General features: G+C 65.6%; 4 protein-coding genes. 2 read left to right on the top strand and 2 right to left on the bottom strand.

Annotation, left to right across the window (positions count from 1 at the left end; genetic code table 11):
* Window position 1: 1 nt before the first annotated feature.
* Window positions 2-12,328 carry a non-ribosomal peptide synthase/polyketide synthase gene (locus tag MJ643_RS09460; RefSeq protein ID WP_247726786.1) on the bottom strand — a complete coding sequence of 4,109 codons (12,327 nt, stop codon included), beginning with the start codon at window positions 12,326-12,328 and terminating at the stop codon, window positions 2-4.
* Window position 12,329: 1 nt separating this feature from the next.
* Window positions 12,330-18,794: a non-ribosomal peptide synthetase gene (locus tag MJ643_RS09455; protein WP_208209681.1), complete on the bottom strand. Its 6,465-nt coding sequence runs from the start codon at window positions 18,792-18,794 to the stop codon at window positions 12,330-12,332.
* Window positions 18,795-19,469: 675 nt separating this feature from the next.
* On the opposite strand from MJ643_RS09455, the gene MJ643_RS09450 reads away from it, so the two are divergent.
* Together MJ643_RS09450 and MJ643_RS09445 are read left to right on the top strand one after the other, a co-directional pair.
* Window positions 19,470-20,879 carry a PAAR domain-containing protein gene (locus tag MJ643_RS09450; protein ID WP_047933637.1) on the top strand — a complete coding sequence of 470 codons (1,410 nt, stop codon included), beginning with the start codon at window positions 19,470-19,472 and terminating at the stop codon, window positions 20,877-20,879.
* The gene (locus MJ643_RS09445; protein ID WP_144084442.1) at window positions 20,872-21,276 is read left to right on the top strand and encodes a hypothetical protein; all 405 of its coding nucleotides are present in this window, start codon (window positions 20,872-20,874) and stop codon (window positions 21,274-21,276) included. The genes MJ643_RS09450 and MJ643_RS09445 overlap by 8 nt, the downstream gene beginning before the upstream one ends.
* Window positions 21,277-21,428 lie beyond the last annotated feature (152 nt).

Genomic DNA, 21,428 nt, shown 5'->3' with positions numbered 1-21,428 from the left:
CTCAAACCGCCTCGAGCTCTGCCATGAAGTCCTGGAGCTCATCCAGGTCTCCGTCGTTTCGGGTACCGAGACTGCCGACCTCTTGTGCAAAGGCCTGCAGGTTCTCTGTCTGGAACAACAACGCGAGTGGCAGGTTCGTACCCAGTTCGATCTGCAGTCGTGCTACCGCCTGGGTTGCCAGCAAGGAGTGGCCCCCCAGCTCGAAGAAGTTGTCGGTAAGAGATACGTTTTCCAGGCCAAGAACTTCAGCCCATACCGCTGCGATCCGCCGCTCCAGCTCCGTTTCCGGCGCCACATGGGCCGCCCGGCGCGGGTTGCCGTCAGGCTGTGGCAAGGCCTTGCGGTCCAGCTTGCCGTTCGGTGTCAGTGGCAGGCGTTCCAACAGCAACAGGTGCGCGGGCACCATGTAGTCCGGCAGGCTGGCCTTCAGTCTGGCGCGCAGGGTGTCAAGCAACGCCGCCCGGGCTTCCTCGCTGGCAACCGACGCTGCATCGGCTGGCACCACGTAGCCCAGCAGTTGCTTGCCGCCCGGCGCATCCAGTGCCAGGACCACGGCTTCGCGGACTGCGTCCTGTTGTTGCAGGCGCGCCTCGATCTCACCGAGTTCGATACGGAAGCCGCGAATCTTCACCTGATGGTCGATACGCCCGGCATATTCGATGACCCCGTCGGCGTCATAGCGCGCCAGGTCGCCGGTGCGATACAGCCGGCCACCCTGCCCACCGAACGGGTCGGGGATGAAGCGTTCGGCGGTAAGCCCAGGGCGCGCCAGATAACCACGCGCCAGGCCCGCACCCGCCATGTACAGCTCCCCCACCACCCCTACCGGCAGCGGCGTTCCGGCCTCGCTCAACAGGTACACGGCACTGTTGGAAAGCGGCCGGCCGATATTGGCCTGGCCACCTTGGGTGCGCAGGGTGAAGGTCGAGTAGGTGGTGTCCTCCGAAGGCCCGTACAGGTCGTACACCTTGAGCACATGGCCAGTGCCGTACAGCGCGTCGACCAGCCCCTGCTTGAGGGCCTCCCCCGCCAGGTTGATGATGCGCACACCGGACGGCAGCTGGCCGGTTTCATGCAGCACCTTGATGGCCGATGGCACCGTGTTGACCAGGCGTACCTGGTCTTTGGCCGGCAGGTGCGGCAGCTCCAGGGCATTGGCCGCCAGTACCGCATAGCCACCCGAGCCCAGGGTCACGAACAGCTCCCAGACCGACAGGTCGAAACAGATCGATGTGGACGCCAACACGCCGCACAGGTCCTGCTGGCTGTACACCGACTGCGCCCAGCCGATCATTGCCACGGCATTGCGATGCTCGATCTGGACGCCCTTGGGTTTGCCAGTGGAGCCTGAGGTGTAGATGCAGTACGCCAGGTTGTCCGGCGTGCTCACGCACACCGGGTCGGCCGCTTCGTAGCCGTCGAGCAGCAATTGGTCCACCAGCAGCGTGCGCGCCTGGAAGCTGGTCGGCACACGCTCCAGCAGGTGCGACTGCGACAGCAGCAGGATCGACTGGCTGTCTTCGAGCATGTACACCAGGCGGTCCTGCGGGTAGCCAGGGTCGAGCGGCACGTAGGCGCCGCCCGCCTTGAGAATGGCCATCAGCGCGACCACCATGTCCAGGCCACGCTCCATGGCGACACCTACCAGCACCTCCGGGCCCACGCCAGCCTCGCGCAGTTTGTGGGCCAGCTGGTTGGCCCGTACATTGAGCGCGGCATACGTGAGCGTCTGCTCGCCGTGGATAAGTGCCACTGCATCTGGCGCAGCAACCACCTGCGCCTCGAACAGCTGATGGATACAGCGGTCGGCCGGGTAACTGGCCGCCGTGCGGTTCCAGTCCTGCACGATACGCTGATGCTGCGCGGTATCGAGCAGCGGCAGGTCGCCGAGTGCAGCACACGGGTCACTCACCAGGGCGTCAAGCAGCGTACCGAAGTGATGGGCCAACTGCTCGATCGCCTCGCTGCTCCAGTGCGCACGGTCATGCCGGTACTGGATAGCCAGGCTGTCGCCAAGGCTCACCAGCACGGTCAGCGGATAGTTGGTCTGCTCGCGCACCTGCACTGGGCCAAACTGCAAGCCACTCGGTGCACCCTGCCGAAGGGCCTCGGACACCGGGTAACTTTCGAACACCACCAGGCTGTCGAACAGGGCTTCACCACCAAGCCCGGCCCAGCGCTGCACATCGTACAGCGGCGTATGTTCGTATTCACGCATGGCCAGGTTGCTGGCCTGCACCTGTCCGATCCATTGCGCGACGCTCTGTTCGCCTTGCGGTGTACCAACCACCGGCAGGGTGTTGATGAACAAGCCAATCTGCGCCTCCACGCCCGCCAGCTCCGCTGGCCGGCCGGCGACCGTGGCCCCGAAGCAGACCGACGACTGCCCGGTATAGCGCTGCAACAGCAACAGCCAGGTAGCCTGTACCAAGGTGTTGACGGTGACACGCTGGGCACGGGCAAAGGCTTCAACCCGCTCGGTACGCCCTGCATCGAATGCCTGGTGATGAACGTGATGGCCATGACCATCAGGCTCACCATTGCGCACGGCCTGGGCCAGGCGCGTCGGCTCGTTGAAGCTGGCCATCTGGCCCTGCCAGAACCGCTCTGCCGCCGCCCCATCCTGGCGCTGCAACCAGGCGATGTAGTCACGGTAGCTGCCCGCCGCTGCCACCACAGGTTTACCGGCATTACGCTGCAACACCTCACCCAGCAACTGCGAGGTGCTCCAGCCATCCATCAGGATGTGATGGCAGGTGAAGATCAGGTGGTGACGTGCCTGCGCCGTACGCACCAGCACCAGGCGCAACAAGGGTGCCTCGACCAGGTCGAAGCCACGCTGCCGGTCGGCATCCGCCAGGCTGTCCAGCGCCCGCGCCAGCTCATCCTCGGTACGCCAGTCATATTCGCTGAACGGCAGTGTCACCTGCTTGCGCACGACCTGCACCGCCTGGCCCAGGTCCCCCTGCCAGATGAAGCTGCTGCGCAGGATGTCGTGGGCCTGCAAGGCAGCATCCCAGGCCTGCCGGAAGGCTTGTACATCCAGGCCATCCACATCCACGCGCATCTGGTTGATGTAGTTGCCGCTGCCTTGCTCGTAGATGCTGTGGAACAGCATGCCCTGCTGCATCGGCGACAGCGGGTAGACGTCGGCGATCTGCGCCACGGCAACCGGCAGCTGGTCGAGCTGCGCCTGGGTCAGGTCGGCCAACGGGAAGTCGGACGGGGTCAGGCCGCGATGTCCACCCTCACAGCAATGCTCGATTATTTCAGCCAAGGCCTGCTGGTAAGCCTGCGCCAGCAGCTCGATGGTTTCGCGGCGATGAATGTCCTGGCTGAAGGTCCACTCCAGGCGTAGCTCGCCGCCATATACCTGACCGTTGACGGTCAACAGGCTGGCCAACGGTGCTTCGGCATCCTGCCTGGCGCCATCGTTCTCTTTGGCGGGGGTGAACAGACCTGCTTCGCCATCGAAGCTGCCGTCGAACTGCCCGAGGTAGTTGAAGACGATCTGGCCTTCAGGCAATGCTGCAAGGGCCTCGCGGCTCGCGACATCACCGAGGTAGCGCAGCACGCCATAGCCCAGGCCTTTGTCAGGCACGGCGCGCAGCTGTTCCTTGATGGTCTTGATCGAACTTGCCAGGTCTGCTTGCGGGCTCAGCTTTACCGGGTACAGGCTGGTGAACCAGCCCACCGTACGCGTCAGGTCGATACCCGCGAACAGGTCTTCACGGCCATGCCCTTCCAGGCGCACCAGCACTTCGGGCTGGCCGCTCCAGCGGCCAACTGCTTGCGCCAGGGCCGTCAGCAGCAGGTCCATGATCTGCGTGCGATAAGCCACCGAGCAATCCTGCAACAGCCGTCGGGTGCTTGCCACGTCGAGGCGCGTGCTGACCGAAGCCGCATGCTTCAGTTGCCGGCTGCCTTGCGGGTTGTCGCAGGGCAGCATTTCGCTGGCCCCTTGCAACTGCGCCTGCCAGTAGCCCAGTTGCTGTTGCAATACGGGCGCGGCGGCATAGGTTTGCAAACGCTCGGCCCAGGCTTTGTACGAAGTGGTCTTGGCCGGAAGCTGCAGTGGCTGCCCGGCAGCCAGGGTCTGGTAGGCCTGCTGCAGGTCTTCCAGCAGCACACGCCACGACACACCGTCTACCGCCAGGTGATGGATGACCAAAAGCAGTCGCTGGCTACCGTCAGGCAGCGCAGCGAGCATGGCACGCATCAACGGCCCGTGCTCGAGGTCAAGGCTGCGCTGGGCTTCAGTGGCGGCTTGCTGCAACTGCTCGACGCTGGCGAAATCGCGATGCCACAGCAACTGGGAGTAGCCCGCATCGGCAAATTCAGCCTGCCAGCCCACCCCATGGCCGAACACGCGCAAACGCAGGGCGTCGTGATGTTCGAGCAATGCCTGCAATGCCGCATCGAGCGTCGCCGGGGCCAGTGTTTCACCGGGCGTGAGCAGCACCGACTGGTTCCAGTGATGGCGCACGACAACGGGCTGCTCGAAGAACCAGTGCTGGATCGGCGTGAGCGGCGTCACGCCCGTTACCGCACCCTGATCGATCGATACACTGCCGCCGCGGTTGGCGAGCCGGGCCAGTGCCTGCACCGTCTGGGCCTCGAACAGGTCCTTGGGCGTGAACTGGATATCCACCTGGCGCGCACGGCTGACCACCTGCAACGAGATGATCGAATCGCCGCCCAGTTCGAAGAAGTTATCGGTCAGGCCGACCTTCTCCAGCTTCAGCACATCCGCCCAGATCGCCGCGATCTGCTGCTCCAGATCACTCTGCGGCGCGATGTACTCGCCCTGCGACTGGCTGGCATCAGGCTGCGGCAGGGCCTTGCGGTCCAGCTTGCCGTTCGGCGTCACCGGCAGCTTGCCGAGCAGCAGCAGGTGCGCCGGCACCATGTAGTCCGGCAAACCGGCCTTGAGCGCCTCGCGCAGGCTGTCGCGCAACGCGCCTTCGTCCTGCGTGCTGTCGGCAGGCACCACATAGCCCACCAGCTGCTTGCCGCTTGGCCCTTCCTGGGCCAGCACCACGGCTTCCTGCACACTCGGCAGCTCCAATAGTCGCGCCTCGATCTCGCCCAGTTCGATGCGCAGGCCGCGGATCTTCACCTGGTGGTCGATGCGCCCGGCGTAGTCGATCACGCCATCGGCGCGGTAGCGCGCCAGGTCGCCGGTGCGGTACAGGCGCCCGCCGTTGTCGCTGAACGGGTCCGGCACGAAGCGTTCGGCGGTCAGCGCCGGGCGTTGGTGATAACCACGGGCCAGGCCTACCCCGCCGAGGTACAGCTCGCCGGCACTGTCGCGCACCGCCGGTTGCAGGCTGCCTTCGAGGATATGGGTCTTGAGGTTGTCGATCGGCTGGCCGATCGGCACGCTGATGCTTTCGTCCGGCTGGCAGGTCCAGTGGGTCACGTCGATCGCCGCTTCGGTCGGGCCGTACAGGTTGTACAGGCCTGCCGCCGGCAGGCGTTGCAGGGTCTGGCGGGCCAACTCGGCCGGCAACGCTTCACCGCTGCACACCACGCGCTTGAGGCTGACGCAGCTTTCGACCGCTTCGTGGGTCATGAACGCCTGCAGCATCGACGGCACGAAGTGCAGCGTGCTGATGCCGTGGTGGTTGATGGTTTCGACCAGCAGCTGCGGGTCGCGGTGCGCGCCGGGCTGGGCCATGACCAGGCGCGCGCCGGTCATCAGCGGCCAGAAGAATTCCCACACCGACACGTCGAAGCTGAACGGGGTTTTCTGCAGCACGCTGTCGCTGGCGTCCAGGCCGTAGGCCTTCTGCATCCACCACAGGCGGTTGACCAGCGCCTGATGGCTGTTGCCAGCACCTTTCGGGCGGCCGGTGGAGCCGGAGGTGTAGATCACGTAGGCGAGGTTCAGCGGGGCCACGTCGACATTCGGGTTGGCATCGCTGTAGCCGTCGAAGTTCTCGGTGTCCAGGTCCAGGCTGCGCAGGCCGGCCGGGATCGGCAGGGCTTCGTGCAGGTGCGACTGGGTCAGCAGCAAGGCGATGCCGCTGTCCTCGAACATGTAGCTCAGGCGGTCCTGGGGGTATTCCGGGTCCAGCGGCACATAAGCGCCACCGGCCTTCACGATGCCCAGCAGGCCGACGACCATCTCCAGGCTGCGCTCCATGGCGATGCCCACCAGCACATCCGGGCCCACGCCCTGCTCGCGCAGCTTGTGCGCCAGCTGGTTGCTACGGCGGTTGAGCTCGGCATAGCTGAGGGTCTGCTCGCCAAAGACCAGCGCCGGGGCATCCGGGGTGGCGAACACCTGGGCTTCGATCAGGTGGTGAATGCTGCGCTCGTCCGGGTACGTCGCCTGGGTTTCGTTCCAGCCTTCGACCATCTGTCGCTGTTCTGGCAGGCCCAGCATTGGCAACTCGCCAACCACCGCGTCAGCATTCTCCGTCAGCGCCTGCAGCAGGTTGGCAAAGTAACCAGCCAGGCGGCCAATGCTCTCGTCGCTCCACAGCGCACGGTCGTGGCTGTACTGCATCGACAGCGTGGTGCCCAGTTCCACCACCAGGGTCAGCGGGTAGTTGGTCTGCTCGTGCACGGCCACGTCGCCGAAGCGCAGGCCACCGGGCGCGCCCTGTTGCAGCGCCTCGGCCACCGGGTAGTTCTCGAACACCAGGATGCTGTCGAACAAGGCGTCACCGCCCTGCCCCGCCCAGCGCTGCACGTCGTACAGCGGGGTGTGCTCGAACTCGCGCACGGCCAGGTTGCCGGCCTGCACCTGGCCGATCCACTCGGCCACGGTCTGCTCGGCACGCGGGGCGCCGATCACCGGCAAGGTGTTGATGAACAGGCCGATCTGTTCCTCCACCCCCGGCAGGTCCGCCGGGCGGCCGGCGACAGTGGCGCCGAAGCACACGCTGGCCTGGCCGGTGCAGCGCTGCAACAGCAGCAGCCAGGCCGATTGCACCAGGGTGTTGACCGTGACCCGGTTGGCCCGGGCGAAGGCTTCGATGCGCGCGGTGTGCTCTGGGTCGAAGGCCAGGCGGTGGTCGCCATGGCCGCTACCGCTTGCGCCAGCACTGCCGGCGATAGCCTGGGCCAGGCGGGTTGGCTCGTCCAGGGCGGCAAGCTGGGCTTTCCAGAAGGCTTCGGCAACGGCCGCGTCCTGGCCCTGCAGCCAGGCGATGTAGTCGCGGTAGTGCGTGGCCTGGGCCTGCGGAGCCAGGCCGGCATAGCGCTGGAGCACTTCGCCCAACAGGCGCGAGGTGCTCCAGCCGTCCATCAGGATGTGGTGGTTGGTGTAGATCAGGTGGTGGCGGGTATCGCCCGTGCGTACCAGTACCAGGCGCAGCAGCGGCGCGGCAGCAAGGTCGAAACCGCGCTGGCGTTCACCCTCGGCCACGGCCTGCAATGCCTGCTCCAACGCCGGCTGGCCACGCCAGTCATGCTCGCTGCATGGCAGTTCGACGGCCTTGCGAACCACCTGTACGGCTTGCTCCAGTTCGCCGTGCAGGATGAAACCGCTGCGCAGGATGTCGTGAGCATCGAGCGTGGCCTGCCACGCCTGGCGGAACCGCTGCACATCCAGCCCCTCCACATCCACGCGCAGCTGGTTGATGTAGTTACCGGCCTGCTGGTCGTAAAGGGTGTGGAACAACATGCCCTGCTGCATGGGTGACAGCGGGTACACATCGGCGATCTGCCCGGCCTCCAGCGGCAGGCTGTCCAGTTGCGCCTGGGTCAGCGCGGCCAGCGGGAAGTCCGACGGCGTCACGCCATGGTGCCGCGCATCGCAGCAGTGCTCGACCAGCTCTGCCAAGGCCTGCCCGTAGGCCTGGGCCAGCTTCTCGATGGTGGCCGGGTGATGAACGTCGGCGCTGTAGGTCCACTCCAGGAACAGCTCGCCGCCGTACACCTGGCCGGTGATGCTCAGCCAGTTGCCCAGCTGCGCGCCGGCACATTGGGTACGGCCTGCGCTTTCCCCGCTCGGGGTGAACAGGGCGCCGGCCTCGGCATCGAAGCTGGCATCGAACTGACCCAGGTAGTTGAAGGTGACACGGGCCTGGGCGGCACGCTCGAGCTGTTCACGCACTTCAGCATCGCCGAAGTAGCGCAGCAGGCCGTAGCCGAGGCCTTTGTCCGGCACGCCGCGCAGTTGCTCCTTGATTGCCTTGATCGACTGGCCAAGGTCTTGGCCGGGTGTGAGACGCACCGGGAACAGGCTGGTGAACCAGCCTACGGTGCGGCTGAGGTCGAGGTCGTCGAACAGGTCTTCGCGGCCATGGCCCTCCAGCAGTACCTGCACGTTGCCCTGCGCGCTCCACTGGCACAAGGTGCGCGCCAGCGCGGTCAGCAGCAGGTCGTTGATCTGCGTGCGGTAGGCCGCCGGGGCCTGTTTCAGCAGCTTGGCGGTGCGCTCGGCATCCAGCCGTGTGGCGGCGGTACGGGCATGGGTGTTGGCCAGGCTGCCCAGCGGGTTGTCACGCGGCAGTTCGGCGTGGTCGCCGGCCAGCGCCTGCAGCCAGTAGTCGCGCTGTGCTTGCAATGCGGGGCTGCCGGCATGGCTGGCCAGGCGCTCGGCCCAGGCCTTCACCGAGGTGGTCTTGGCGGGCAGGCTCACGGCCTGGCCGTTCAGCAATTGCCGGTAGGCCGCTTGCAGGTCTTCCAGCAACACCCGCCACGACACACCGTCGACCACCAGGTGATGGACCACCAGCAGCAGGCGCTGCTGCCCATCGGCGAAGTCGAACAGTTCGGCACGCAGCAGTGGCCCGTGCTGCAGGTTCAGGCTGGCCTGCACCTGGTTGCCGGCGGCGTCCAGTTCACTCAGTACTGCCAGGTTGCGCTGGCGCAGCAGTGGTGCATTGTCCAGCGGCTGGAAGCCCGCCTGCCACTGGCTTTCGCCACGGCTGAAGCGCAGGCGCAGGGCATCGTGCTGCTCGACCACTGCGCGCAGGGCTGCCTCCAGGTGTTGCACCTGCACCGGGCCGGCCGGCTTGAGCAGCACCGACTGGTTCCAATGCGCCGGCTGCGCGACCTCCATCTCGAAGAAACGCGCCTGGGCCGGCAGCAATGCCACCTCGCCGCTGGTGGCAGTGTCTACGGCTGCGGCCGCAACCGCTTGCTTGGCCTCGATGCGCTTGGCTACCTGGGCCAGCTGGGCGATGGTTTGTTGTTCGAACAGCTGCTTGGGGGTGATCCGGATGCCCTGGCGTTTGGCCCGGGCGATGATCTGCAGGCTGAGGATCGAGTCGCCGCCCAGTTCGAAGAAGTTGTCGGTGCTGCCGACCTGCTCCAGCTTGAGCACATCGGCCCACACTGCGGCCAGTTTCTCCTCGATATCGCCTTGTGGCGCCACATAGCCACGGCTGACCGCGCCCGGTGCCGGCAAGGCGCGCTTGTCGAGCTTGCCATTGGCGGTCAGTGGCAGGCGCTCCAGCAGCAGTATCTGCGCCGGCACCATGTAGTCCGGCAGGCGTGCCTGCAATTGCGCCTGCAGTTGCTGCACGGTCACGCCTGCGTCGGCCACCCCGTAGGCCACCAGCTGCAAGCGCTCGGCATCGCCCTCCAATGGCAAGGCCAGTACCACGGCCTCGTTGACACCAGGCAGGCCGGCCAGCACCCGGCCGACTTCACCTGGCTCCACGCGATAGCCGCGGATCTTCACCTGGTCGTCGGCACGGCCGATGAACTCGACCAGGCCATCGGCGGTCAGCCGCGCGCGGTCGCCGGTGCGGTACAGGCGGGCACCACCCTCGGTCGGCACGAAGCGTTCGGCGGTCAATGCGGGCTGGCCCAGGTAGCCCTGGGCGACGCCTTGCCCGCCCAGGTAAAGCTCACCGGGCACCTGCGCCGCCAACGGGTTGAGGTAGCCATCCAGCACCTGGGCGCAGGCGTTGCCCAGCGGGCGCCCGACCGGCACCGTGCGGCAACCTGGCAGCGGCTGCCCCGGCTCGAAGGTGAGCACGCCGACAGTGGTTTCGGTCGGGCCGTAGTGGTTGATGACCCGGCAGGCCGGGCGCAGTTCGCGGATTTTTTCCAACAGACCCCAGCTGCATGCCTCCCCCCCCAGGATCAGTGCCTCGGCGGGCAGCACATCGGCGGCGCGGGCCGCTTGCAGCAAGCCTTGCAAGTGGCTCGGCACCAGCTTGAGCACGCCGACCTGGTGCTGCGCCATGTAGCTGGCGAAGCCATCCGGGTCGAACGCCAGTTCCTGTGGCAGCAGGTGCAGCAGGCGGCCCGAAGCCAAGGCACCGAACAGCACGGTGTGGCCCAGGTCGGCCGCGGTGGTGGACACCATCGCCATGCTCGCCGCGGCCGGCAGTTGCAGGCGCTCCAGCACCGCCTGGGTGTAGCTGGCCAGCGCCCCGTGGCTGACCACCACGCCTTTCGGCTGGCCGGTCGAGCCCGAGGTGTAGATCAGATAGGCCGGTTGTTCGGCGGCGATGGCCACCTCGACCGGGCTGTCGCTGCAGGTTGCCCAGGCGGTGTGATCGCAGGCAATCAGCTGCACGCCGTCCAGGCCGGCGAAGCGCTGGTCGCCCGGCTCATGCAGCAGTATGGCGGCGCCACTGTCGGCAATCAGTTGTTGCAGGCGCTCCTGCGGTTGCTGGGTGTCCAGCGGCAGGTAGGCGGCGCCGGTCTTGAGCACCGCGAGCAAGGCGCCGACCCACTCGATGGAGCGCGGCAGGCACAGGGCGACGATGCTGCCGGCACCGACGCCGTGCTGGCGCAGGTAGTCGGCCAAGCGGTTGGACGCCGCCTCCAGCCCGGCCTGGGTCATGAACCGGTCACCGGCACGCACACCGCCGTGGGCCTGGCCTTGCGCCATTGCCTGGCGCCACAAGGCGAGGAAGTTGCCGTGCGGGTAGGCCTGCGTGGCCGCCGGCAGCAGCGTCGCCACTTGCGGGCTGTCGACGATCGCCTGCTGCGGGTCACGGATCAGCGCATCCAGCACCTGGCGCAGCGAAGCGGCCATGCGTTCGATAGTGGCCTGCTCGAACAGGTCGGTGGCGTAGGTGAAATAGCCTTCGATGCCGTCGGCCTTGTCGGAGAAGTCGAACGCCAGGTCGAAGCGGGCATCGCCGCCGTCACGGGCAAAGCCTTCTACCTCCAGCGCGCCCAGGCGCTTGCGCCCTGCATCGCTGGCGGCCACGTGCTGGTTGATCTTGAACTGGAACAGCGGGTTGTGGGCCAGGTTGCGCTCGGGCAGCAAGGCATCGACCAGGTGCTCGAACGGCAGCTCCTGGTGCGACTGGGCGCCGCCGATCACGTCTTTTACCTGCTCCAGCAGCGCGGCGAAGGTGGCGCGCTCGTCCACCTGCACGCGCAGCACCTGGGTGTTGATAAAGAAGCCGATCAGGCCTTCCAGCTCCTTGCGGTTGCGCCCGGCGTTCGGGGCACCGATGCGGATGTCGGCCTGGCCGCTGTAGCGCGACAGCACCACCGCCATGGCTGCCAGTACCAGCACGAACAACGTGTGGCCACCCTTGCGCGCCTGGCTACGCAGGGCCTCGGCCTGTTCGGCGCCGATATCCACACGCACCACCGCGCCACGCTGGCTGGGAATTGCCGGGCGCTCGAAGTCCAGCGGCAGGCTCAGCACCGGCTGCTCGCTGCCCAACTGGGCCTGCCAGTAGGCCAGTTGGCGCTGCGCTTCACCGGCCTCGAGCCAGGCGCGCTGCCAGATGGCGTAGTCGGCGTACTGGATCGGCAAAACCGGCAACTCGGCCTGCCGGCCTTCGGCCAGGGCGCTGTACAGCTGGATGAATTCCTGCACCAGCACATCGCTGGACCAGCCGTCCGAGATGATGTGGTGCATGCTCACTGCCAGCACGTGGTGATCGGCGGCCACGCGCAGCAGGGTCACCCGCAGCAGCGGGCCGCTCAGCAGGTCGAAGGGCTGCTTGAGGGCGGCGTCCACGGCCACGCTCAGCGCTGTCTCATCGGCGGCACCGTCGAGCATCAGCAATTCCAGCGCCAGCGGGCAGTGCTCGAGGATTTCCTGGTAGAACTCGCCCTCCTCCGAGGCAAAGCGCGTGCGCAGCGATTCGTGGCGTTGCACCAGCGCATCCAGCGCCTGCTGCAGCACTGCCTGGTCCAGCGCGCCCTTCAGGCGTACTGCCATCGGCACGTTGTAGGCTGGGCTGTCGGGCTCCAGCTGCCAGAGAAACAGCAGGCGCTGCTGGGCGTACGACAGCGGAATACGCGCCAGGCCCTGGCGCGCGGGCACGATGGGCAGCAGGCGGAAGCTCTGGCCGGTAGCCTGCATCTTTTCCAGGATCTGCTGGCGTTGCTCCACAGGGAGGCCAACGAAACGTTGGGCGATACGTTGTGCGGCAGTGAGTTCCATGTCAGGCCTCTGTGAATGCATTCATCATGTGTTCGATATCGCTCAGGCCATCGTCGGAGAGCGACAGGCCCTGCTCGTCCAGTGCCTGGGCGAACGCGCGTAGTTCGGGGTGGCTGAAGATCAGCCGCAGGGGTATGTCCAGCCCAAGCTCGACGTTGATCCGCGACACTGCCTGGGCCGCCAGCAAGGAGTGGCCGCCCAGCTCGAAGAAGTTGTCGCTCAGGCCGACCCGGGCAACGTTCAGCAACTGCGCCCAGATGTTCGCGAGCTGCTGCTGCCGCTCGGTCTGCGGCGCCTGGTAGTCATGCTGTGGCTGGTTCGGGTCGGGCAGCGGCAGCGCCTTGCGGTCGAGTTTGCCGCTGGGGGTCAGCGGCATGCTCGGCAGGGTCACCAGGTAGGCCGGGATCATGTAGTCCGGCAGGCTGGCCTTGAGGTACTGCTTCAGGGCCTGGCGCAGATCGCCGCGGTAGCCTTCGGCCGGCACCGCATAGGCGCACAGCTGCTTGCCACCGGGCAGGTCGATGGCCAGCACGGTGGCTTCGCGAACGTCCGGGTGCGCCCGCAGGTACTGCTCGATCTCGCCCAGCTCGATACGGAAGCCGCGCACCTTCACCTGGTGGTCGACCCGGCCGCGATAGGCCAACTGGCCGTTTTCGTCGTAGCAGCCGAGGTCGCCGGTGCGGTACAGGCGGCCACCGCCAACCGGGTCGAACGGGTCGGGGATGAAACGCTCGGCGGTGAGTGACGGCCGCTGGTGATAACCGCGCGCCAGGCACCCTGCCCCGCCGATGAACAGCTCCCCGGGCACGCCCACCGGCGTCGGCGCCAGGCCATCGTCCAGAGCATGCAGGGTACGCCCCGGCAAGGCACGGCCGATCGGTACGCCGCCCAGGCTGATCTGCTCCACGGTCATCTGCGAACAATCGTAGGTGGTGGCGACCACGGTGGCTTCGGTCGGGCCGTAGGTGTTCAGCAGGCGCACTGCTGGCGGGCCATCGGCCAGCCAGGCACGCAGGGCATCTTCCGGCACCGCTTCTCCCCCCACGTGAATCTGCTTCAGCCGGCCATAGGCCTCGGGGGGGCGGCGCTCCAGCGCCAGCAGGCGCCAGTAGGCCGCTGGCAGGTCGGCCACGGTCACGCCGTGGCGGTTGATCTCGTCCAGCAGGGTGGCGGTGTCCCACAGCCGCAGGTCGCGCAGCACCACACAGGCGCCCTGGGCCAGCGGCGGGAAGAACTGCTCGATGAAGCCATCGAAGCTGATGGTGGCGAACTGCAGCACGCGATCGTCCGGGGTAAGCCGCGAATAGTCGCCGGCCACCAGGCAGAACTGCGACAGGGCATGGTGGTCGATGGCCACGCCCTTGGGCATGCCGGTGGAGCCGGAGGTGTAGATGACATAGGCGAGGTTGTGCGGTGCCACCAGGTTGGCCAGCGGTTCGGCGGGCCAGGCTTGCAGCCACTCGGTGCCGGGCGCCAGTACCACGCAGGGCAGTTGCTTGCCCAATTGCAGGCGCTCACGCGAGGGCGCATCGGCCAGCAGCAGGCCGATATTGCTGTCCTCGACCATGTAGGCCAGGCGTTCTTGCGGGTAGTCCGGGTCCAGCGGCACATAGGCGCCACCCGCCTTGTGAATGGCGATCAGCGCCAGGGCCATGCCCAGGCCGCGCTCGACAGCCACGCCAACCAGGCAGTCCGGCCCCACGCCCAGCGCCCGAAGGCGGTGAGCCAGCTGGTTGCTGCTGCGGTCCAGTTCGGCGTAGGTCATCTGCTGGTCGTCGAAGATCAGCGCCAGCGCATCCGGCCGCTCGTGGGCCTGTCGCGCCAGCAGCTGGTGCGCACACAAGCCGCTGCCAGCCTGGGGCGCCGGGTTCCAGCCGTGGGTCAGCTGCTGGCGTTCGCTACTGCTAAGGAAGTCCAGCTCGGCAATGCAGCATTGTGGTTCGGCGCAGATGGCTTCCAGCAGTGCTTGCCAATGCCCGGCCATGCGCTCGATACGTGCGGCATCGAACAGGTCGGTGCAATAGTTGAACGAGGCAGTCACGCCGTCGGAGCGCTCCAGGGTATTGAGCGAAATGTCGTACTGCGCGCCCGGCTCCAGCAGGTCCACTTCCTTGACCTGCAGGCCGTGCAGGGCATCGCTGGATACCTGCTCGCCAAGGTCGCGCAGGTGGTTGTACAGCACCTGGAAGATCGGGTTCACACCCTGGTCACGCTCCGGATACAGCGCCTCGGCTACTTCGAGGAACGGCACATCCTTGTTGGCCTGGGCCTGCAGGGTGGTCTCCTTGATCGCCGCCAGCAGCTGCGAGAACGGCTGGCTGCCATCGACACGGATACGAGCCACGACCACGTTGATGAAGAAGCCGATCAGCCCTTCAAGCTCCAGGCGGTTGCGGTTGGTGACCGGCACACCGATGTTGAGCGTGCCCTTGCGGCTGTAGCGCGACAGCACGATGGCAAAGGCCGCCAGGAACACATGGAACAATGTGGCGTTGGATGCCACCGCCAGTGCCCGCAGGCGCTCGGTGAGGGCCTGTGGCAGGCGCACGTCGAAGCGGCTGCCCTGGTAGCTTTTTACCTGCGGGCGAATGCGGTCGGCAGGCATTTCCAGCACTTCGAAGTCGTCTTCCAGGCGGGCCTTCCAGTAGTCGATCTGCGCCTGCATCTGCCCCTCGGCCAGCCACTTGCGCTGCCAGGCGGCGAAGTCGGCGTACTGCACCGGCAGCGGCTCGATGGTTTGCGCCTGGCCCGTGGCGGCGGCGTTGTAGGCGGCGGCGAACTCGCGCACCAGCAGGCTCATCGACCAGCCATCGGAGACGATATGGTGCAAGGTCAATGACAGCAGGTGCTCCTGCGCATGCACCTTGAACAGCCGTGCGCGCAGCAGCGGGCCGTGCTCCAGGTCGAACGGGACGAAGGCTTCGGCTTCCAGCTTGCGCATCTGCGCGGCGTGGTCCTGGCCGCTGAGGTCTTCGAAACCGATCGATACCGTGGCAGCCGGCAGGATGCGCTGCCAAGGCAGGCCGTCGGCCTCGACGAAAACAGTGCGCAACGATTCGTGGCGGGTTACCAAGGCATCCAGCGCAGCCTGCACGGCGCAGTGGTCGAGGTGGCCCTGCATGCGCACGGCCATCGGCGTGTTGTAGGCCAGGCTTTCGGGGTTGAGCTTCCAGAACAGCCACTGGCGGTTCTGCGAGGGGGACACTGGCAGCGGTTGCTGGCGATCGAGGATTTCGATGTCCAGGCCTGCGCCCTGCTCGCCTTCGGCCACTGCCTGGGCAAAGGCCTGCAGGTCGACGGTGTCGAACAAGCTGCGCAGCGGAATATCCACGCCCAATTGCTTGCGTATCCGCGATACCGCCTGGGTGGCCAGCAGTGAATGGCCGCCAAGGGCAAAGAAGTTGTCGCCCAGGCCTACCTGCGGTACTTGCAGGACTTGCGCCCAGATCTGTGCCAATTGCGTTTGCAGCGGGGTCTGCGGCGCCTGATAGGCCACCTGGGTGGCGGCGGGTTCCGGCAGCGCCTTGACGTCGACCTTGCCGTTGACCGTGACCGGCAGGTGCTCCAGCACCATCAGGTGGGTCGGCACCATGTGTTCGGGCAGCAGGCGCTTGAGGCTGGCGCGGATCGATTCCTGCCAGGCCAGGCTGTCGGCCGGCATCTGACCGGGCACCAGCCAGGCAGCCAGTTGCAGTTGCGGCGCCTGGCCATGCACGCGTACCAGGGCATTGGCGACACCGCCCAGGGCACGCAGCTGGTTTTCGATTTCGGCCAGTTCCACGCGATAGCCACGGATCTTCACCTGGCCATCCATGCGCCCGGCGAACTGCAGGTCGCTGCCTTGGCGAACCCAGTCACCGCTGCGGTACAGGCGCTGGCCGTGGCCGTTCGGGTCGGGAACAAAGCGCTCGGCGGTGAGTGCCGGGCGGTTCAGGTAGCCGCGGGCCAGGCCGGCGCCACCGATGTATAGCTCGCCCTTGGCTTTGGCCGGCAGGGGTTGCAGGCAGCGGTCGAGCACCGCGACGCGGGTGTTGGCCAGTGGCTGGCCGAGGCTGGCCTGCCCGTTCAGTTCGGCGACCAGCACACCGACGGTGGTCTCGGTCGGGCCGTAGTGGTTGAACACCTTGAGCGCCGGGGCCAGGTTGCGGACCTTGCCCAGCAGGCTCGGGCTGATGGCCTCGCCGCCGAGCACCAGGCACTGTGCCGGCAGCGCCGAGCGGCCAGCCACCAACATGGCTTCCAGGTGCGACGGTACGATCTTCAGCGCGTCTACCTGGTGTTCGGTCAGGTAGGCGGCGAAGCCTTCGGCATCCAGCACCTGCTCGCGTAGCAGCAAATGCAGGGTGTGGCCGCCGCACAAGGCGCCGAACAGCATGGTGTGGCCAAGGTCGGCAGCCGGGGTCGAGACCTGGGCCATGCTGCGGATACGCTCGACCGGCAAACGTGCGGCGATGCCTTCGACGTAGTTGGCCAGGGCGCCATGGCTGATCGCCACGCCCTTGGGCTGGCCGGTGGTGCCGGAGGTGTAGATCACGTAGGCCAGGTTGGCCGGCGCCGGGGCGATACGGGCGGCGCTGCCGTTGCCGGTTTGCGCCCAGTCCAGGCGCTGCACGCCCTCGGGTAGTTCGGCCTGCCAGGTACCGGGCGCCAGTACCAGGCGCGTACCGCTGTCGGCAAGCATGTAGGCCAAGCGTTCGGCCGGCTGCTCGGGCTCCAGTGGCAGGTAGGCGCCACCGGCCTTGAACACGCCGAGGATACCGGCGAGCATGCCGACACTGCGGTCGGCCAGCACGCCGACCAGTGTGTCCGGCCCTGCTCCGGCTTCCACCAGCCGGCCTGCAATGGCTTCGGCGCGGGCATCGAGTTCGGCGAAGCTGGCCTGCTCGCCCGCAGCCATCACCGCCGTGCGTTCGGGGTGGCGGCTGACGGCGGCGGCAAAGCGCTGGTGGACCAGCAGCGTTGCGTCAGCCTGCGCAGGCGCGCCGATGGCAGGGGCCAGGCCTGGCAATGGCAGCTCGCCGACTGCGCCACCCGCTTCGTCGGCCAATGCCTGCACCAGGGCCAGCCACTGCTCGCCGAGGGCTTCGACGGTGGCCGTATCGAACACGTCGGTCGCATAGGTGAACGCTGCGTGCAGTTGCCCCGCTCGCTCATGGGTGTCCAGCGCCAGGTCGAAGCGGGCGCTGTGCTTTGCCAGGTTGACCGGCGCCAGGTGCAAACCGGAGCGGGTCTCGATGGCCTGCACATCCGCCACCTGCGCCTGGTGGTTGAACAGCACACGGAACAGCGGGCTCTCGCTGCTGCGCGGCAGGTCCAGGGCTGCTACCAGTTGCTCGAACGGCAGGTCCTGGTGGCTTTGCGCGCCTACGGCGGTTTCGCGCACGCGCTGGAGCAGGCCGGTGATGTCCAGCAGCGGGTCGATTTCGGTGTGCAATACCTGGGTATTGATGAAGCAGCCGATCAGCCCTTGGCTTTCGGCGCGGTTGCGGTTGGCGATGGGCACGCCGACACGGATCGCCGACTGGCCGCTGTAGCGCTGCAGTAGCAGCTTGAAGGCGGCCAGCAGGACCATGAACAGGGTGACGTTATGCTTGCGCGCCAGGCCGCGCAGCCGTTCGGCGACATCTGCTGCGATGGGGAACTCGTGACGCGCGCCGCGATAGCTGGGGCGGCCCTGGCGGCTTCGGTCCAGTGGCAATTCCAGCGGCGAATGGTCGTCGCCCAGGCGGGCCTGCCAGTAGGCCAGCTGGCGCTCCTGCTCACCGGCCTGGAGCCAACTTCGCTGCCACAGGGCGTAGTCGCGGTACTGGATCGGCAGCGGTTCCAGGCGGGCTTCGCTGCCGGCCACGGCGGCGTCGTACAGGTGCAGGAATTCGTCGATCAGCACGTTCATCGACCAGCCGTCGGCGACGATGTGGTGCACGGTGAGCAGCAGGATGTGCTCCTGTGCCGCCAGTTGCAGCAGGCGCACCCGCAGCAGCGGGCCGCTGGCCAGGTCGAAGGGGGCCAGGGCTTCGGCTTCGGCGATGGTTTCGATGGCGGCCTGACGGGCGCCCTCGTCCAGGCCGGCCAAGGCATCCTGGTGCAGCTGCAACGGGGCGGCGCTGGCCTCGACCTGCTGGCGCACGTCATCGCCATCGGCGACGAAGCGGGTGCGCAGGGTTTCGTGGCGGGCCACAAGGGCATCGAAGGCGTGCTGCAGGGCGGCCAGGTCCAGCGGGCCAGTCAAGCGCACGGCCATGGGCAGGTTGTATGCCGCACCTTGCGGGTCGAGCTGCCAGAGGAACCACATGCGCCGCTGGGCGTACGACAGCTGGTCACGCTCGGCCACCTCCACCCCGGGCGCAATCGGCAGCACGGAAAAATCCATGCCCTCGCCCTGCAGCGCCTTGAGGAACAGGCGGCGCTTGTCGGGGCTGAGTTCGATGAAGCGGCGGGCGAGCTTGAGCGTTTGGTCGGCATTCATGTCGAGCGGTGTCCTGGCAGTCGAGCGGTAACTGTCAGACGAAGGTGTGGGGGGGTGATTTAGTGGCGCCAACCTTAGGCCCAGCACCATCCCTGTGGGAGCGGGCGTGCCCGCGAATCAGGCGACGCGGTGGCTGGCACCGGCTGCGCCGGTGTTCGCGGGTAAACCCCCTCCCACACCGACCGCGCAGGTTTCAAGGTCTCTGAGCAAGGCCATAACCGCTACAGGAATGGCGCCAGCCAGGACGGGACGCTACCCCCGTGGGAGATTGCCCAGCCCTTTTGGGCTGTGCTGTCGCGCAGAGAACAAATATCGCTCGCCTGACGCGTCCGTTGTAGGAGCAGCCTTGTGCTGCGAAGAGGCCGGTACAAGCAACAGACAGGCTTTGTCAGTACCGCGAAGCTGCCAACGCGGTGTATAGCACCGGCTCCACCGGTGTTCGCGGCGGTTCGACGCCTCGACACGCCCGCTCCCACAGAGCCCTGCTAAATCAATGATTTATGTGTTGTTCTATGAGAGCGGGCATGCCCGCGAAGAGGCCGGCATTGCCATCAATAAAATGACGTAGTCCAAATCTCTATTCCTTGTAGGACCCTTCCTAAACCCCCACCACCCCGAAAATACCCGCCAACCGCCTGCTAGGTTCCTGGCTTCCACCTGAAAAAGAGGCGAGCCATGAGCATGCGCATGAACATCTTCGGCCGATACCAAGGCCTGGACGGCGACGAAACCACCACAGGCGCCATCTGCATTGCCAGCCAAGCCAGGGGCCGTGTGCATGGCCGCGACTGGCTACTTCAAGGCGACCCGACCACACCCTGCCCGCTATGTGGACAAGCGGGCACCATCGTCGAGGGCGAAGTCCGCTGGCGACAGGATGGTATTCCCACGGCTCTGGACGGAGCACTGGTGCAATGTGGGTGCCCACAGGGCAGCAATCGCCTGGTTGCAAGTGGGTACGCACCTCCGGCTTCGCGCGGGGCACCCGCATCTGAGCCTGTTCGTGAGGCACCAGCACAGGCCCAGACGGGTAACCCGATAAGAAGTACCTATCAGCCTGAGGTGGTTCAGCCCTCGCCCACTCCTCAAGGCATGGAGCCCGGCTTCTACATCGTTCCGCGCTGCATGTCATACCAGGAAGTCCTGGCAGAGCTGGGCGCGCCGCAGGCCAACCTGCCTCGGTCAATTCTGGAGCGGCTGAACCCGACCTATCAGCAGGGGTTCAAGGCGGGCGAGATCTTTGTCATTGGCGATGGTTACAGTCGCCCGACCTGCACCCGTGAAGAGCAATATGTGATGAGTGCGGCCAAACAGGCGCGAGAGGACTTGGCAGATCTCACGCCGGAAGAAGCTGACTTCATGATGCGTCACTTGCCTGAAATAGCAGGTTTGTTGAGCAGTACCAGCTTGGCAATGGGAGTGAGCGGCGCCATGATGGCTCAGGCGCTAGATGATCTTAGCGCGACGTTGCGCAAGATCGAAGAGCTGCATCAGCATCAGTTTTCCAAGCATGGACATCTACGTAGTCCGGAATTTTTTGCTGAACGTAGAAAGCTACTCGGACAATTGGATGCGCAACTGAAGATGGGCTTTCTTAACAAGCACATGAACCTCGGAAGCCATGACAGATTACGGGGCGACTTAGGCATTTCCTCAAAAAGCCTAGTACATCACTGGAGCAAGGCTGGAGCACCCGGGGGCATCCCTGGATATTCAACGCATCTGGACAAGTTGACACGTTTATCTAACTACCTAAAAAAAGGTGGATATGTAGGGCTGGCGATCGGTGGTGGATCGTCTTGGCTGAAAACTCAAGAGGTATGTAGATCAGGCAATTCTCAATCATGCAGAAAAATAAGATTCACTGAGGTAGGCAACTTTTCAGGAGGACTAGCAGTAGGTGCCGCTGCGGGAGTAGCTGGAAAAGCGATAGCAGGCTTTGCCTGCGTGAGCCTTGGGCCCATAAGTGGAGCAGCATGCGCCATTGCAGTCGTAGGCGCTAGTTCGTACGCCGGGAGCGTAGCTGGCATGAGCATGGGCGAGTACATAGGGGAAGAGCTCTATGAATTAACCGAACATGAATGAATTTCTGGAGTCTCTCTGGGGTTTGGGATTTCTGGCCATGCCTTTCGCACTCTCTTTAGCAGGACTGTCAATGACAGCGCAACTCGCTTACCTGCCTAACTACCGGAATATCCAACACGCTTTGAGTAGAAGTGAATGTTTGAAACGAGCTACGCACTGGTGGGGAGAACGTAGTTTTTATTCAAGGGTATCAGTCGTAGCCACACTGAGCGGAATCGCGCTAGACCCCGAATTCTTCTTGAAAAGAGGACTTCTCGATCAAAATGATGCTTCTAGTTTTCCAACCAACTTAAAAACCAAAATGCGTATTGCATTCTGTTTATTGCTAGCAGCATTTGCCTGGGCAGTGTTAGCCGCCGTACTGATCAAACTGAAGCGCATGCAATTCTGGAGTTAACTCGACCGAGGCATAGCCCATGGGAGAGGCCGAGTGCTGCAAGGGAACATACAGCAGCGATAGACAGCTGTATGTTCCCTTGCAGCACCAAGGCTCTGGAAATCCTGAAAAAGACTTCCTGATTTGGCAAAATCCCCGGACACCAATCGCCG

Origin of the sequence: Pseudomonas sp. PNPG3, from assembly GCF_023093815.1 — a bacterium.
GTDB lineage: Bacteria > Pseudomonadota > Gammaproteobacteria > Pseudomonadales > Pseudomonadaceae > Aquipseudomonas > Aquipseudomonas asiatica.
Note: the sequence above shows the minus strand (reverse complement) of the source record. Positions and strands in the feature narration are given on the sequence as shown.